14 protein-coding genes and 1 pseudogene are annotated in these 15,241 nt (G+C 64.6%); 6 read left to right on the top strand and 9 right to left on the bottom strand.

Going from position 1 to position 15,241, the window contains the following annotated elements; all coding sequences use genetic code 11:
* The coding region (locus tag H8B02_RS35620; protein WP_229170519.1) for a glycosyltransferase at nt 1-494 on the top strand (494 nt) is incomplete at its 5' end.
* Here the strand turns inward: H8B02_RS35620 and H8B02_RS35615 are convergent.
* From H8B02_RS35615 to H8B02_RS35605, 3 genes are read right to left on the bottom strand one after another with little or no spacing between them, the layout of a single operon-like run.
* Nucleotides 495-1,625 carry a threonine synthase gene (locus H8B02_RS35615; protein WP_229170518.1) on the bottom strand — a complete coding sequence of 377 codons (1,131 nt, stop codon included), beginning with the start codon at nt 1,623-1,625 and terminating at the stop codon, nt 495-497. It lies immediately after the preceding gene.
* Nucleotides 1,626-1,638: 13 nt separating this feature from the next.
* Complete coding sequence (locus tag H8B02_RS35610; RefSeq protein ID WP_229170517.1) at nt 1,639-2,295, bottom strand: HAD-IA family hydrolase; 657 nt, start codon at nt 2,293-2,295, stop codon at nt 1,639-1,641.
* A gap of 17 nt (nt 2,296-2,312) precedes the next feature.
* Nucleotides 2,313-3,473 carry a DSD1 family PLP-dependent enzyme gene (locus H8B02_RS35605; RefSeq protein ID WP_229170516.1) on the bottom strand — a complete coding sequence of 387 codons (1,161 nt, stop codon included), beginning with the start codon at nt 3,471-3,473 and terminating at the stop codon, nt 2,313-2,315.
* A 71-nt stretch (nt 3,474-3,544) separates the two neighbouring features.
* On the opposite strand from H8B02_RS35605, the gene H8B02_RS35600 reads away from it, so the two are divergent.
* Nucleotides 3,545-4,468, top strand: coding sequence for a LysR substrate-binding domain-containing protein (locus tag H8B02_RS35600; RefSeq protein ID WP_229170515.1), 924 nt, complete (start codon nt 3,545-3,547; stop codon nt 4,466-4,468).
* A gap of 16 nt (nt 4,469-4,484) precedes the next feature.
* Here H8B02_RS35600 and H8B02_RS35595 read toward each other — a convergent pair whose 3' ends face one another.
* Entirely contained in the window at nt 4,485-6,530 is a 2,046-nt protein-coding gene (locus H8B02_RS35595; RefSeq protein WP_229170514.1) for an acetoacetate--CoA ligase, read from the bottom strand.
* A gap of 187 nt (nt 6,531-6,717) precedes the next feature.
* Between H8B02_RS35595 and H8B02_RS35590 the strand changes: the two genes are divergently transcribed.
* Nucleotides 6,718-7,809 carry a glycoside hydrolase family 3 N-terminal domain-containing protein gene (locus H8B02_RS35590; RefSeq protein ID WP_229170513.1) on the top strand — a complete coding sequence of 364 codons (1,092 nt, stop codon included), beginning with the start codon at nt 6,718-6,720 and terminating at the stop codon, nt 7,807-7,809.
* A gap of 5 nt (nt 7,810-7,814) precedes the next feature.
* The gene (locus H8B02_RS35585) at nt 7,815-7,997 is read left to right on the top strand and encodes a hypothetical protein (protein ID WP_229170512.1); all 183 of its coding nucleotides are present in this window, start codon (nt 7,815-7,817) and stop codon (nt 7,995-7,997) included.
* A gap of 191 nt (nt 7,998-8,188) precedes the next feature.
* Here the strand turns inward: H8B02_RS35585 and H8B02_RS35580 are convergent, their stop codons facing one another.
* The gene (locus H8B02_RS35580) at nt 8,189-8,863 is read right to left on the bottom strand and encodes a hypothetical protein (protein WP_229170511.1); all 675 of its coding nucleotides are present in this window, start codon (nt 8,861-8,863) and stop codon (nt 8,189-8,191) included.
* 71 nt (nt 8,864-8,934) lie between these two features.
* Nucleotides 8,935-9,330: pseudogene (locus tag H8B02_RS35575) on the bottom strand (hypothetical protein).
* 614 nt (nt 9,331-9,944) lie between these two features.
* On the opposite strand from H8B02_RS35575, the gene H8B02_RS35570 reads away from it, so the two are divergent.
* Complete coding sequence (locus H8B02_RS35570) at nt 9,945-10,553, top strand: helix-turn-helix domain-containing protein (protein WP_229170510.1); 609 nt, start codon at nt 9,945-9,947, stop codon at nt 10,551-10,553.
* A gap of 129 nt (nt 10,554-10,682) precedes the next feature.
* Here H8B02_RS35570 and H8B02_RS35565 read toward each other — a convergent pair whose 3' ends face one another.
* The 3 genes from H8B02_RS35565 to H8B02_RS35555 all read right to left on the bottom strand — a co-directional run bounded on the left by H8B02_RS35565 (nt 10,683) and on the right by H8B02_RS35555 (nt 12,699).
* Nucleotides 10,683-11,075, bottom strand: a complete 393-nt coding sequence (locus H8B02_RS35565) for a hypothetical protein (protein ID WP_229170509.1) — start codon at nt 11,073-11,075, stop codon at nt 10,683-10,685.
* Between the two features lie 11 nt (nt 11,076-11,086).
* Nucleotides 11,087-11,806 (bottom strand): Crp/Fnr family transcriptional regulator, encoded by a 720-nt coding sequence (locus H8B02_RS35560; RefSeq protein WP_229170508.1) that lies wholly within the window; start codon nt 11,804-11,806, stop codon nt 11,087-11,089.
* Nucleotides 11,807-11,988: 182 nt separating this feature from the next.
* Nucleotides 11,989-12,699, bottom strand: coding sequence for a Crp/Fnr family transcriptional regulator (locus H8B02_RS35555; RefSeq protein ID WP_229170507.1), 711 nt, complete (start codon nt 12,697-12,699; stop codon nt 11,989-11,991).
* A gap of 557 nt (nt 12,700-13,256) precedes the next feature.
* Between H8B02_RS35555 and H8B02_RS35550 the strand changes: the two genes are divergently transcribed.
* On the top strand, nt 13,257-14,855 hold the full coding sequence (locus H8B02_RS35550; RefSeq protein ID WP_229170506.1) for a flagellin N-terminal helical domain-containing protein: 1,599 nt from the start codon (nt 13,257-13,259) through the stop codon (nt 14,853-14,855).
* Nucleotides 14,856-15,241: the final 386 nt, after the last annotated feature.

The following is a 15,241-nucleotide window of genomic DNA, read 5'->3' as shown; positions in this document are numbered from 1 at the left end:
CGCCGGTGTTTCTCTATGTCGGCCGCGTCGCGGTCGAGAAGAATCTCGACGCCTTTCTCGGTCTCGACCTGCCGGGCTCGAAAGTCGTGGTCGGGGACGGGCCGCTGCGCAGCAGTTTGCAGGTCCGGTTTCCGCACGTCCATTTCCTCGGCACGCGGACGGGCCGCGCGCTCGCCGATGTCTATGCGTCCGCCGACGTCATGGTGTTTCCAAGTCTGACCGATACGTTCGGGATGGTGATCCTCGAGGCGCTCGCCAGCGGCCTGCCGGTTGCGGCCTTTCCGGTGATGGGGCCGCTTGATGTGATCGGCAAGTCGGGCTGCGGCTGTCTCGATCACGACCTGCGCCGCGCGGCGCTCGGCGCGCTGCTGGTGCCGCGCGAGAAATGCCGCGCCCACGCCCTGACCTTCACCTGGCAGGAAAGTGTGCGGCAGTTCCTCGACAACATCGGACGGGCGCACGCTTCGCCGGTGCCCGCAGCCGTCGCGGGCTGACTAGCTGCCGAGCAACTCCGTAATCAGCCCAGCTGCCTTGATCCCGGTCCCGCTGATGATGACGACGGTGCGCTCCGCCGGCCGGATCGCGCCGCGCTCCTTCAGGACGTCGAGTGCGGCGGCGGCCGAGGCCGAGGTCGGCTCGACGAACAGGCCGGTACGCGCCATCCGCTTCAATGCGGCGACGATGCCGTTTTCGGGAATTGCGACCGTGCCGCCGCCGCTCTCCTTCAGCGCCGCGATCATCTGCTTCAGGCGCAGCGGATGCTTGATCGCGGTGCCTTCGGCGATGGTCTTGCGGACCTCGCGATCGACCGGCGTGTCGACGCCGGCGGCGAAGCTGGCATCGACCGGCGAGCAATTGAGCGGTTGGGCGGCAAAGAGGCGCGGCAGCCGCGCGATCTGTCCGGCCGCGAGCAGCTCCTTGAAGCCGATATAGCAGCCGAGCAGGCTGCTGCCGGCACCGACCGGCATGATGACATTGTCGGGCGCGGTGAAGCCAAAGTCTTCCCAGATCTCGTAGGCCAGCGACTTGGTGCCTTGCAGGAAGAAGGGCTGCCAGTTGTGGCTGGAGTAGAAGATCTGCTTCGACTGGCGGATCGCTTCCGCCTCGGATTCCTCGCGCGGGCCTTCGACCAACTGCACCTCGGCGCCGAAGGCGTGCATCTGCGCCACCTTCATCGGCGATGTCGTCGCCGGCGCAAGGATCCTGACCCGCATGCCGCCGGCCGCGCCATAGGCCGAGACGGACGCGCCGCCATTGCCGGAGCTGTCTTCCAGCACCGCGTCGACGCCAAGCTGGCGCAGCAAGGACAGCATCACCGTGGTGCCGCGATCCTTGAAGCTTGCGGTCGGGTTGAACCATTCGAGCTTGAAATGCGGCCGCAGATCGCCCCACGCCTTCTCGACCGCGGGCGTGCAGCCTTCGCCCATCGTGATCGGCTGCTTGATCTCGACCGGCAGCGCCGCGCGATAGCGCCACAACGAGCGCGTCCCGCGCTCAACCTCGTCGCGGGAGATGCCGGGCAGCGGCGTGACGAGCAGCGGCTTGCCCTCGTCGGAGCACCAGCGCGGAATATCCAGCGGATAGAGCTTTCCGTTGAGCGGGTCGATGTAACTGGGTGATGGCATCTCAATTCGGTCCTCAAGGCACGGTCTGACCAGACACGTCGCGACCGAGCACGAAAGCCGGCAAGGTCGCAAGATTGTCACGAACCACGATCGGGGCGGGCGCCCCTTCCGGCAGGTTCATTGCGGCCCGATTATGCCACCAAGTCGGCAACTGCACACGTGCCGTGCCGAACAGATCATAGCCCGACCCCGCGACGAACAGGCATCGATCGGCCGGGACCGGCAATTCATCGAGCGCGAGCTGATAGGGTTGCGGCTGCGGCTTGTAATAGCCGGCCCGCTCGGCTGTCACGCACACCGTGAAGGGAACGCCGATGCGTTCGGCCGCGATGCGGCCGAGCCGCTCCGAGCAGTTCGTCACGACGCCGAGCGCAACGCCCGCATCGTTCAGTTTTTGCAGAACATCGCGAACCTCGGGCCAGGGATCGAGCTCCGCATAGCGTGCGCTGAGCTCCTCGGCCAAGTCGAACGGCAGCCCGACATTGCGCGCCGCCTCGCCCACCAGATCCTCATAGGGACGATAGCGTCCGGTGGCGTAGGTGTTCCTGAGATACTCGGCCCGCCAGCGCAGCCCGGCTTCGTCGGAGCCCGCGACCTTGTTCCAGAGCGTCCAGCTGTCGAGCAGCGCGGTCAGCAGATCGAACAGAACGGCGTCATAGGCTCGGGTCATGGGCTGCGCTCCGTCTCCTACCATCCGCGAAATCGCTCCCATCGCCTGACCGTGTCGGAGCCGGCGGCGACGACATGATAGCGGTCGTGCTGGGCTCCGGTCGCGCAGGCATGGTTCGGCAGGATCCGCACCTTGGCGCGGACCGGCAGCGTCACCTGGGGCTCCGTGCTGCCGGGGCGGCGGGCGATGATGCCGTGCTCCTGATTGGTCTCGGTCACGATCAAATCGGGATAGGGACGTCCATCGATGTCGCACACGATGCCGTAGCCTTGGTCGATCGGCTGCTTCGCGGTGCCGCGATCGCGCGACAGCGCCATCCAGCCGGCGTCGATGAAGGTCCAGCCGCGATCGGCGCGATGGCCGATTACCGTCGCGAGCACCGACAGCGCGATGTCTTCGACCGCGCAGACCCCGATCCCGGCCATCACCAGGTCGAACATCACGAACACGCCGGCGCGCACCTCGGTGACGCCATCGAGCCGGCGCGCGAAATGCGCCGTCGGCGTCGAGCCGACGCTGACCACGGGGCAGGGCAGTGCGGCTGCGCGCAACGCCTCGGCGCAGGCGACCGCGGCGGCGCGCTCCTGCTCGGCCGCCTGCTCGAGTGCCGCCACGCTGCGGCAGGAATAGGATTCGCCGGCATGCGCCATAACGCCACGCAGTTCGGCGCCGCCTTGATGCAACGCGCGACCGATCTCAACGAGCAGCGGGTCGCGCGCGCCGACCCCGGCGCGATGGCCGTCGCAATCGATCTCGATCAGCACGGGAATGCGGTCGTTCGTCATGCGCGCCATCGTGGTGACGGCGGCCGCCTGCTCCATGCTGTCGAGCACCACGGACAGGTCCGCGCCCTGCCGCCGCAGCGCTGCGACGCGGTCGAGCTTCTGCGGCGCGATACCGACGGCATAGAGGATGTCCTTGACGCCTGCCGCGGCAAACAGCTCGGCCTCCTGCAGGGTCGAGACCGCGGCCGGGCCGCCTGGGCCGTCCATCACGGCGCGGGCCGCCGGAATGGATTTCGCAGTCTTCAGATGCGGGCGCAGCGGCACGCCGAGCCGCGACAGCCGCGTCTTCAGGCGGGCGATGTTGTGCAGCATCCGGTCCTCGTCGAGCACCAGGCAGGGCGTCTCGATGCCGGCAAGCGGATGCGGTGCGTTCAAGGCAGGGGATGATGACATCCGGCGAGACTAGCCGTTTCCATGCTAAGTACAATTTACCGAGTGTCATTGTTATATTAAGTCTGGACTTAATGCTCTCGACCGACGACATCCGCTTCTTTCTAGCCATCGCTGCGGCCCGGTCGCTCGCGGCCGCGGCGCGGGCGCTCGACGTCACGCCATCGGCAGTGTCGCAGCGGCTGCAGAGCCTCGAGCAGCGTCTCGGCGTTCAACTGGTCAGCCGTTCGGCCCGTCGGCTGACGCTGACCGATGAGGGCGAACTCCTGGTGCTGCGCGGCGGCACGCTGCTCGACGAGGCGACGGAGTTGACGGAAGCGCTGCAGGCGCGTCGCGGAACCATCGCCGGCCATCTGAAGATTCTCGCGCCGCTCGGCTTCGGACGCCGCTACATCGCCCCGGCCGTTGCGGCCTTCCGATCCCGCCATCCCGACTTGTCGGTCGAGCTCGAACTGTCCGATCGGCCGGGGCGTGCCGCCGCGAGCGCGTGGGACGTCATGATCCACATCGGCGCGTTGAAGGATTCCACGCTTCGCTTGCTGCGCCTTGCGCCCAATGAACGCTTTCTCTGTGCCTCGCCGGCCTATCTGAAGCGCCGCGGAACCCCGGCGAGCCCGCAGGAACTGCGCGGTCATGATTGCGTCGCGTTGCGTGAGAACGAAGAGGACGTGACGCTGTGGCGGTTCTCCCGCCGGCGTGCCGCGGCGGAGCCTGACGTCATCAGGATCGAGCCGATGCTGTCGAGCAATGACGGCGAGGTGGTGAAGGCCTGGGCGCTGGCGGATCACGGCCTGATCGTCAGGTCGGAATGGGATGTCGCCGAGGATCTCGCCGGTGGCCGGCTGGTGCGTGTCCTGCCGAATTTCCGCCTGCCGCCGGCCGATATCGTCGCGCTGCTCAATCCCGGCCGCGGCGGCCGGGCCAGGCGCACGCAGGCTTTCGTCGAGCATCTGCGCACCGCCCTCGCGCCGCCGCCATGGCGCAGCAAGCCGCGCTGACAGACGTCGCGATCGCTTACGCCGCGCCGGCCTGCCTGGTCAGATAGCCCTTGGCAAAGTCGAGATACCAGTCGAGGCAGCCGGGATTGGCCATCGCGTCGCGGTTGATGACCTTCTCGACGGGGTGGCCGAGCAGAAGCTTCTTGACCGGCAGCTCCTGCTTCTTGCCGGACAGCGTGCGCGGAATCTCCGCCACCACGAAGATGTCGTTGGGCAGGAAGCGGCGCGACAGCCCGGCTTCCACGGCCTTGTTGATCTTCGCCTTCATCGCGGCATCCAGCGCAACGCCCTCGCGCAGCACCACGAACAGCGGCATGTAGCTGTCGCGGCCGAGATATTCGAGGTCGACGACCATCGAATCCAGCACCTCCGGCAGCGCCTCGATCGCCGAATAGAGCTCGCTGGTGCCCATCCGCAAGCCATGGCGGTTGATGGTGGCGTCGCTGCGGCCGTAGATCACGCAGGATCCGTCGGGGTTGATCTTGAGCCAGTCGCCATGCCGCCACACCGGGCCGCGGCCGGAGCCGTCGAAATTGTCGGGATAGGTCTCGAAATAGCTCGACAGATAGCGCGCATTGCCTGGATCGTTCCAGAATCGCAGCGGCATCGAAGGCAGCGGCTCGGTGCAGACGAGCTCACCGACCTCGTCGATCACGGCGCGGCCCTGCTCGTCGAACGCTTCCACCGCACAGCCGAGCAGGCGGCATTGCATGATGCCCGGGGTCTGCGGCAGTTCGCGATTGCCGCCGATGAAGGCGCCGGCGAAATCGGTGCCGCCGGAGATATTGGCCCACCACATGTCGGCCTGCGCGGCGTTGCCGTTGCGCTTCGAAAGCGCGGCGAAGCGTTCGTTGAACCAGGCCTGCGTGTCCGCGCTGAGCGGCGAGCCGGTCGAGCCGAGCTTGCGCAGGCCGGAGAGGTCGCCGACGGCAGCGAGATCGATCTCGGCCTTTGTGCAGTTGGCGAAGAACGCTGCGCCAGCGCCGAAGAAGGTTGCCTTGGCATCGGCGACGAAACGCCACAGCGTGGTCCAGTCCGGCTTGTCCTTGGTGCCGCCGGGACTGCCGTCGAAGATGCAACAGGTCGTGCCGTTGAGCAGGCCGTTAGCCTGACAGTTCCACATGATCCAACCGGTCGACGAGTACCAGTGAAAGCGTTCGCCGAACGAGTTCGGCTGGTAGCTGCAGCCGATGTCGTTGTGCAGGGTCGAGAGCGGCAGCGCCACGACGATCACGCCGCCATGGCTGTGCAGGATCGGCTTAGGCAATCCCGTGGTGCCCGAGGAATAGACGATCCAGAGCGGATGATCGAACGGCAGCCATTCCGGCTCGAAGGCGTCGATCTCTGCGCCCTGGCCCGCAAAGATGGACGACAATCGTGTCTCTGATGCCGCGGCATCGCTATGCAGGATGACATGCTCGACCGTCGGCAGTGCGCGCCGCAACTCCTCGATCACCGACTTCCGGTCATGACGCTGGCCGGCATAGGTCACGGCGTCGCAGGCAATCAATACCTTCGGCTCGATTTGCTTGAAGCGGTCGATCACCGCCGGTGCTGCCATGTCGGGCGCGCAGACGCTCCAGATCGCACCCAGGCTCGCGGTCGCAAGAAACGCGATGATCGTCTCGGGGATGTTCGGCAGATAGGCCGCGACGCGATCGCCGGCGCGGACGCCCTTGGCCTTCAGATGCAGCGCAAGCGCCGCCGATTTGCGCTGCAGCTCCGGCCAGCTGGTCTCTGAAAGCTTGCCGTCCTCGCCGCTCGAGATCAGGGCCGGCAGGCCGGCGGCATGGGCCGGCGCGACGTGGCGGAAAACCTGGCGCGCGTAATTCACCGAAGCGTCGGGAAACCACACCGCGCCCGGCATCTTGCGCTCGGCCAGCACCGCCGAATGCGGCGTCGGCGAGCGCAGATCGAAATAATCCCAGACACTCTGCCAGAAGCCGTCGATATCGGTGACCGACCAGCGCCGCATCGCCTCGAAATCCGCGAACGCGAGGCCGCGTGTGTCCTTCAGCCATTGGCGGTAAAGGGCCATTTGCGGGACGTAAGGTGCTGTCATGGGCGTTTCCGAAATTTCTTGTGGTGTGGCATGCGCGATCGAGGCGTGCCGGCGTGTCTTAACATAGTGATGCGAGCACGGGGAACGCAGTCGTGCAGCAAGCTGCGTCATATTCTTACCGCCGTCGTAGCGTGCTATTCGGTAGGGGTGCGGGCTGATTCCATGCGTATCCGGTGAGCGAGCGGCGATGACCGTCGGCGAACTTTTCATCCTCGGCTTCCATGGCAAGGTCATCCCGCCCTGGCTGAGGGAATTTGCCGCGCAGTTCGGGCTCGGCGGGGTGATCCTGTTCGACTATTCCTGCCAGACCCGGCAATACGACAACAACATCGCCTCGCCCGCGCAGCTGCAGTCGCTCTGTGCCGAGATCGCAGCCCTGCCGTCACAGCCGCTGGTCTTCATCGACCAGGAGGGCGGTTTGGTACGCCGGCTTAAGGAGGGCTTGGGCTTTCAGCCGCTGCCGAGCGCAAAGGATTTCAATCGGCTCAGGCATGCGGAAAAGCAGGCGATCCTGGCCGCGAGCTATGGCGAGCTGCGGCGGCTCGGCATCCGCTACAATTTCGCGCCCGTCATCGACGTTGATTACAATCCCGACAATCCCAATATCGGCAGGATCAAGCGGTCCTATTCGTCCGATATCGGCGAGGTCGAGGCCAATGCCCGCCTGGTCGACGCCGCGGCGCGGCAGGCAGGGGTGGGCCTTTGCCTGAAGCATTATCCGGGCATCGGCGGCGCGCACGTCGATTCACATCTGGAGTTCATGGACATTTCCGACGCGCTGCGGCCGGAGCAGGAAGAGCTGTTTTACACACTGGCGCCGCAGATCTTCGGCGATGCGGTGCTGGTCAGCCACGCCATTGTCCGCCAGTGGGACGCGCAGCATCCGATGACACTGTCATCGGCTGGAATCGCCCGGCTTCGCCACCGGCTGCCCGAGACGCTGCTGATCACCGACGACATGCAGATGCAGGGGCTGCAGAAGGCGCTCGGCACAAGTGCGGCCAGCCTGCAGGCGATCGCCGCCGGCATGGACATGATCTGCATCGGCAACAATCTGCTCGACCAGGAGCAGGCGATGGCCGGCATCGCCACCGCGGTCGCGGGTGCAGTGCAGGACGGATCACTGGATCAGGCCGCGGTGCAGCGCTCCATTGGGCGGATGCAACAGCGCAAGGCGCGCTCGCCTGACGGCATTGAACCAAATTTTGCGCCGGGCGACCACAAGGAGCGGAACCAAACTTCATTGCCGCGATTTAACAAAGACGCTCATCGGGGCTAACAACCATGAAGATGCTCAAGCGTCTCTTCCGATTGACCTGGCTACGCCGCGTCGCACGCAACCCAGCCGATTTGCCGCCTGCCTCCATCGATCCCGACGAATTCAGCCGCCTGCTTTGCAGCGGACGCCGCGAGGATTTGCGGATATTGGCGAAGCGGCTGAGCCAGCGTTCGCGGGCCCACGCCTAGAGCATGATCCGGAGAAGTGCAAAGCGGATTTTCCTCGCGACATACGCGGAACGCGCTTGCGCGGAGATCATGCGGGCTAAAGTACGATGACGATTCAACTCAATCTCATAGCGCTTTAGCCTGTGCATCGGGTCCAATGGTGAGCCGGCTCTGACCGAGCCAGAACCGGCAATTCCGGGGCACGTCTTCGTCTAGTTCTGCCCCCAGGCGGTTAGTGCCGTGGTGAAAGCCGAATCTCCCGCCGATCCTTTTTCGACCGCGAGGATCGAGCGATGCTGATTGCCGTCGACGATCGCGATATCGAACCAAGGTCGCTCCTTGAGCGCCTGGAGGTTGCGCTGCCGGTCCGCCTGGCCATTCGATAGGCCGATCATAAACATATTATCGGTGACCCTGGCGGAAATGCCGGCGAGCGCCGTACCGCGTCCCTGCTCGGTCGATTTCGTCAGCATCCCCGCCACGTTGTTGATGCGCTGCCCGGCGAATCCAGGGACCGGCACGAATGTCAGCTCAATCAGATGGCTGGCCGGAAGAGCCTTGTCCGTGTTGCGCTTGAGCGTCAGCGTCATCTTGAAACGCTTCGGGATATCGACGTCGGCGAGCACGATGGTTTCATCGGGCGCTCCAGCCGATTTGATCGTATCGGTGTGCCAGACGGCCGAGCCCGGAAGCTTCCGGCCATACGGATCGGTCGTATCCTCCTCGAACAGCACGGCCCAAGCGGCGGACGGAGCGGTGTTGTCCTCAGCAGCGGGCGCTCTGCCTGGATGGGCGGCGGTCGACACCAGCAAGGCAAGCGCGAAGACCAGTCGGCCGCGCAGCCGGCGCTTGCGGGGTGCGCTTGAGCTGTGCTCGGTTCTTGTCATGACAGGACTTCCCTCGATGGTCTTCTCTACCGAAGCGGGAAAAGTCCAGCAAGCGCGCTTGAGCCGATCGGTTACTGCTTCGCCTTCTCGTGATTGCCGATCCCAACCGCCTTGTAGTCGTAGGTCGGATAGAACTCGGTGTGGTAGGCGCCCCAGGCACTGTTCTCGATGACGCGGTTGACCTCGCGCAGCCGCGAGGCCGGCAGCCGCAGGGTCACCACCTAGCCGACCCCCATCTTCACGTACCAGCTCACCAGCTCGACACCTTCGGGCGGAAACGCCTTGTAGAAGCCCTGCCGCTCGAGTTGCGCATTCAACTCGTTGAGCGGGCGTGACTGATCATGCTTGAAGAAGATGGTGACCATGATCGCGTTGTCTGACGTCGGCGCCGCATTGCCGGTCGGCGTGGTCTGGGCCTGCGCGCCGGTGCCGACCAAAAGTGCCGCGGCGAGCGCCGCAATCGTCATCCGGGATCCATTCCGCCCGTTCCGCCCTCGCTTCACTGCCGCGCCCTTTTGTTGTTGATCGAGAGGCGGCGATCATCGCGGCGCATGGCGGGGCTGTAAATTGACATTCACCTGACCCGGCGACCACCCGCGCGCCCTTCGGCCGATGTGATCCGTCTCATACGCGCGTCGCCCGGCGTGCGGTAAGCCGATGCGATCCCGATGCCCGGAGGGCTGGTCGATGACGACCCGGCGAATGGCGTATTGGTGGTTCAGGTTCGTCCTTTCGGGACGCTTCCTGCAGAAATTCCTCTGGCTGCGGCGCCCTTGATGTCTGAGGGGCGGCGCACACCCCGCCCATTTCAACGTGAAGCCAGGGGGCGGATGTGGGCGCCGATGCGCCCGGGAGCGCGTCGGGAAGGTAAAGACCCACCTGTGGGATCATCGGGCTGAAACGCCTCGATGTCCCGTAAGACTACTGTCCTTCGGCTCAAGCAAGTGAGATTCGTTGCCAAATCAGCGGTAATCTGCGCCTGCTTGGCAGGTCGGGGCCCGAGGTCACAGTTGCGTCACCCGTAGTTTTACGGAGTCCCGTGTTAACGCGGCCACAAGTTCACCTTCGGTAAACCATACTTATGACGCAACATGACAATCGAGCCGAGGCGCGCCTTCCGCCATGGATGGGCGGAACCGCGACGCTCGAGGCGCAGCCGCCCGAGATTCAGGGAGCCGCCGTGCCGCGAACGCAGGTGACCGCGGACGCCGGGGCGGCGATCGTCCGGCAGTTCAATGGGCCGGTGACGGCGCTGCTGCTCTATATGAACGAGCTCAAGCAGCACAGTCAGCAGTTCGCGCATGCGCCCGGCAACGGCGTCTATCTGCGGCAGGTGATCGAGAACGCGCTCGAGCAGACCGAGCGGGTGTCCGCGATGCTGAAGCAGATCTCCGATCTCTATCCGAATGCCATACCGGCCACCGATCTCAGGCCGCCGCTTGACGACAAGCCGGCAGGCGCCCGGTCACCCGATGTCATGTTCACGCCGGAGGCAGGCCGCAAGCCGCTGACCAAGCGCGAGCGTGAGGTGCTCAGCCTGATCAGCGACGGCTATTCCAACAAGCAGGGCGCGCTGCGGATGAACATCAGCCCGCGCACGTTCGAGAGCCATCGCGCCGAAGCCATGCGCAAACTGGGTGCGCGCAACACCGCAGATCTCGTCCGCAAGGCCTTGTTGCATTCCGCATAGAGCGTTTTCAAGCGAAGCGGGTACCGGTTCGCGTAAAGAGAACGCGTCAAAACCAAAGTCCAGAGTTCGGGTCCGATTCTATCGGAACGGCGCTCTGAGTGGCGAATTCGGTTCGCTAGAACGCGGTTCTCAGAAATCGTCTTCCGCGGCGAAGCACAGGCGCGGCGCGAGCCGCGCGGCGGAGGCGGCTGACTTCGGCTCGTCCGGAACGATCGTGACCACCCATGCCGCCGTCGCGCCGGACTTGCTTTCGACGATCGCGCGAACACGTCCCGTCACTGTCGCGCCGGCGGACCTGATGGTGGCGGGCCGGCCGTTGAACTGGGCCATGCGGAAGCGCCGGGCTTCCTTCCGGTCGGTTGTCTCGTACGTGAACATCGGCTCCCCCGTGCGTCGACGCGACTTTGCGGATGCAGCGTTATCCGACGGTGAAAATCGTACGCCGTAGAAGTACGGCTTGTGCGCCGGCGGGAGCGTTTTCGCGCGAAGCGGGTGGCGGTTCGCGTGAAGAAGATGCGTCAAGAATAGCAGCTCTAGCCGCCGGTTTCCTGGCAGCTCAGCAGCCCCGCATACTGCGCCTTGACCGTGGCATAGCATTCGCACGCGGTCCTGATCAGTCCATCCGCATTGGTGATCTCGATGTGGCCGCGGCTGTAGTGGATGAAATTGGCCTGCTGCAAGGTATGCGCGACCAGCGACACGCTGTTGCGGCGTGCGCCGATCATCTGGGCCATCGCCTCCTGCGTCAGGGCGATCTTGTTGCTGCCGGAGAGATCGCGCGTATGCAGCAGGCATCGCGCCAGCCGCGACTCCACGGTGTGCGCGGCGTTGCAGCCGGCCGTCTGCTGGATCTGAGCATAGACGGCGAGACCGTGCCGGATCAGCATCGCTCGCAGAGTAGGGCTCTGGCCGGCGGCCGTCCGCAAGGCTTCGACCTCGATCGTCGAAGCGACGCCCGGCACCAGCACCACGGCGCTGTTCAGCGTGGGGGCTTCACCAAGCCCCGCGAACGCACCATAGATGCTGCCGCGGCCGACCATCGCGATCTGCACGCACACGCCTCTTGCCAGCCTGACCACCAGCGAGATCACCCCCTTGTGCGGCATGTATGTCCGCTTGAGCATCTCGTCGGTCTCGATCAGGACCGAATCGGCGGCGAGGTCGATCGTCCGCAAATAGGGCCGGATCAGCCCAAAATCGCTCTCCGAGAGCGAAGACAGAAATCCGTTGGGCGATCGCGGAACCGTATCCAAAGCAACCTCCGGCCTCCCGGGCAAAGCTTGTCTCTGGTCATCAGGGCTGACGCGTGCAGTTTGGTCTTTATGCAACCTATTCTGGCACGTCTTGGTTCCAATGGAAACATATCTTGGTTCCATTAGGAATACGCCGATCGCCGCAGCGTCACGTTATCCGCGGCTACAGCAGGTCGCGCCGATCAATCTTCGGGCCCGATCAATTGTTCGGCGTGCGCCTTGACGGTCGCATAGCATTCACACGCCGCCTTCCGCAGACCGTCGATATCGGTGATTTCGATATGGCCGCGGCTGTAGCGCAGGATACCGGCCTGCTGAAACCCATGCGCGACGATCGAAACCGCATTGCGCCGCACACCGATCATCTGCGCCAGCATCTCCTGGGTCAACGGCAAGGCTTCGCTGCCGCACAGGTCGCGCGCGCGCAGCAGCCAGCGCGACAGCCGTGCCTCCACTGGATGCGACACGTTGCAGGCGACGGATTGCTGGGTCTGCGCCATCAGCGCCTGCTCATAGAGAGCAACCAGGGTCCGGAACTCCGCGCTGCGATTGGCGGCCTCGCGGAAATCTTCCGCCCGCACCATCGATGCCGTGCCCGGCACCACGACGATCGCGTCGGCGAGCAGCGGCCGCTCATGAAGGGCGGCTGATGCGCCGACGATGCCGTCACGACCGATGGTTGCAATCTCAACGGATTGCCCGTCGGACAGATTGACCATCATCGAGACCACGCCGCCGTGCGGGAAATAGACCCGCTGCACCGGCGCGCCGGCATCGGCGAGCACCGTTTCCTTGATCAGGTCGACGGTTTCCAGAACGGGATGAAGTTGCGCGTATTCCGTGGAGGGAAGTGCTTGCAACAGACGATTGGGCGGACGCGATACCGCAGACATTGGAGCTCCTGCCGAGGGCGGGAGCACTACGGTCTCGCATCACCTACTCTTGGCGTGTGGAGAGCGAACATAGCTTGCCTGTCCAATAGCACAAGGGTTGTGGTGCGAACTCTATACCCTCTAGGGGGCAGACGGTCGGCAATCGCATCGGCCTGCGCGCGGCGTTCGAGGCGATTCGAATGCCGCGTATCCCGGACGAGACGGTTGCAACATTGTCTCGCATTTATTGATTTCCATTAACTCTGATGTTTACCCAAGCGTGTGCCGTCGCGATGGCCATTGCGGATGTCGAAGGCCCCCGTCGGCAGCGCGAGCATGCGGCAAGTCCCGAAAATGCGAGGACAAATTCGTTGTCACGAGATTGATCCGGCGGCGAGCATGCGCCGCTTAGCTGAGCGTCTGCACGGCGGTCGTAGAATTACCGGCAAAGCCATCCTGGGTATTTGTACGGAGCAGCCCTTTAACGAACGGGTAGCGCGGACGGACCAGTGTGGCGTGGGTCGCCGTGCGAAATTTACGGCGTCGCGTCAATCGTGTTCATCCAGAAGGGTACCAGTATGTCCGGCATCGTCCTCTCGTCATCGGTTCGCCAGAATCTGCTTTCGCTGCAGTCGACGGCCGACCTGCTCGCCACCACGCAGAACCGCTTGTCCACCGGCAAGAAGGTCAACACTGCTCTCGACAATCCGACCAACTTCTTCACGGCGCAGTCGCTCGACAACCGCGCCAGCGACATCAACAACCTGCTGGACGGCATCGGCAATGGCGTGCAGGTGCTGCAGGCCGCCAACACCGGCATCACCTCGCTGCAGAAGCTCGTCGACAGCGCCAAGTCGGTCGCCAACCAGGCCCTGCAGGCCGCGGTCGGCTATTCCCAGAAGTCGCAGGTGACGACCGCCGTGGTCACCGGCGCGACCACCGACGATATCCGTGGCACCGCGACCTACAGCAATGCGACCCTCGCTGGTACGGTCGTCAACAACAATCTTTCGACGCCCGTGCCGATCACGGCAGCCACCAAGCTCGTCACCGCGGCCAACTCCGATAGCCTTGCGGCGACCCCGACCGGTACGATCAGCGTCAACGGCAAGTCGATCACGTTCTCGAACACGCAGACCACGTCGACGACCGATTCGTCCGGCAACGTGACCCTCGGTACGGGCGCGGGCAGCACGCTGACGGTCGGCGACCTGCTCACCGCGATCGACGGCATCACCGGCACGGCCACCGCCTCCACCGTTGCGGCTGGTGCGCTCCAGATCAGCACCGGCACCAACCAGGATCTCAACATCTCCGGCTCGGGCCTCGCCGCTTTCGGCCTTACCGCCGGAACCAAGGCACGCACCGTGGCAACGCCTTCGCCGCTGGATGGCTTGACGCTGACGATCGGCGCGACCGGCAACGGCAAGGCCACCAACATTACGTTTGGCAGCGGCGCGGGTCAGGTGAAGTCCCTCAACGACCTGAACAACGCACTGTCCGCGAACAACCTGCAGGCGTCGCTCAGCGCGGGCGGAGCGCTCACCATCAGCACCACCAACGATGCTGCGTCCGCGACCATCGGCACGATCGGTGGCACGGCAGCCGGCGCCGGCAAGCTGTTCAACGCCCTTGTGGGCAGCGCCCCGGTGCAGGATCCGAATGGGCTGGCGAACCGCGCCAACCTGGTCAACCAGTACAACAACATCCTGGACCAGATCACCACGACCGCCCAGGACGCGTCGTACAACGGCATCAACCTGCTCAATGGCGATCAGCTCAAGCTGACCTTCAACGAGACGGGCTCCTCGACGCTGAAGATCCAGGGCGTCACCTTCGATGCCTCCGGCCTCAACCTCACCAAGCTGACCGCCGGCACGGACTTCATCGACAACGCTTCGGCCAACGCCACGCTGAAGACGCTCAACAGCGCGAGCGGCCTGCTGCGCACCCAGGCTTCGACCCTCGGTTCGAACCTGTCGATCGTGCAGATCCGCCAGGACTTCTCGAAGAACCTGATCAACGTGTTGCAGACCGGCTCGTCCAACCTGACGCTGGCCGACACCAACGAGGAAGCGGCCAACAGCCAAGCGCTGTCGACCCGCCAGTCGATCGCGGTGTCCGCGCTGGCTCTGGCCAACCAGTCGCAGCAGAGCGTTCTGCAGCTGCTCCGCTAAGCGTAGCCGCGACAGATAACGACTATCGAGGCGGCGGAGGAAACTCCGCCGCCTTTGCTTTTGGGTTCGCTTAACCATGTCGCCGGTTTCAACCCATGGGCGATCGCGTCCTGATGCAGGCGGATGTCATGGCCGCCGGAGTTTCGCTGGAATTGACGGTCCCTCGATCTCATTTCGCTCAAATTGCGACGACAGGTGGAACGGGCTCTTTCCCGTCCGGGTGGTAAGGGCCTGTTGCCGTGAAACCGGCCGCGATGTCGTGATGCGTCGTCCTTGAAGGGCTTCATCGTCCGTATTTGCACGGACGACGAAATTAACGTCGCCGTGAAGCCGGCCAAGTTATCGATGCGAGGCGTGCGTTCCGTAGCACCTTGAGGGGACCGATT

The sequence above is a fragment of the Bradyrhizobium altum genome, assembly GCF_020889705.1.
GTDB classification, from domain to species: Bacteria; Pseudomonadota; Alphaproteobacteria; order Rhizobiales; family Xanthobacteraceae; genus Bradyrhizobium; species Bradyrhizobium altum.
Note: the sequence above shows the minus strand (reverse complement) of the source record. Positions and strands in the feature narration are given on the sequence as shown.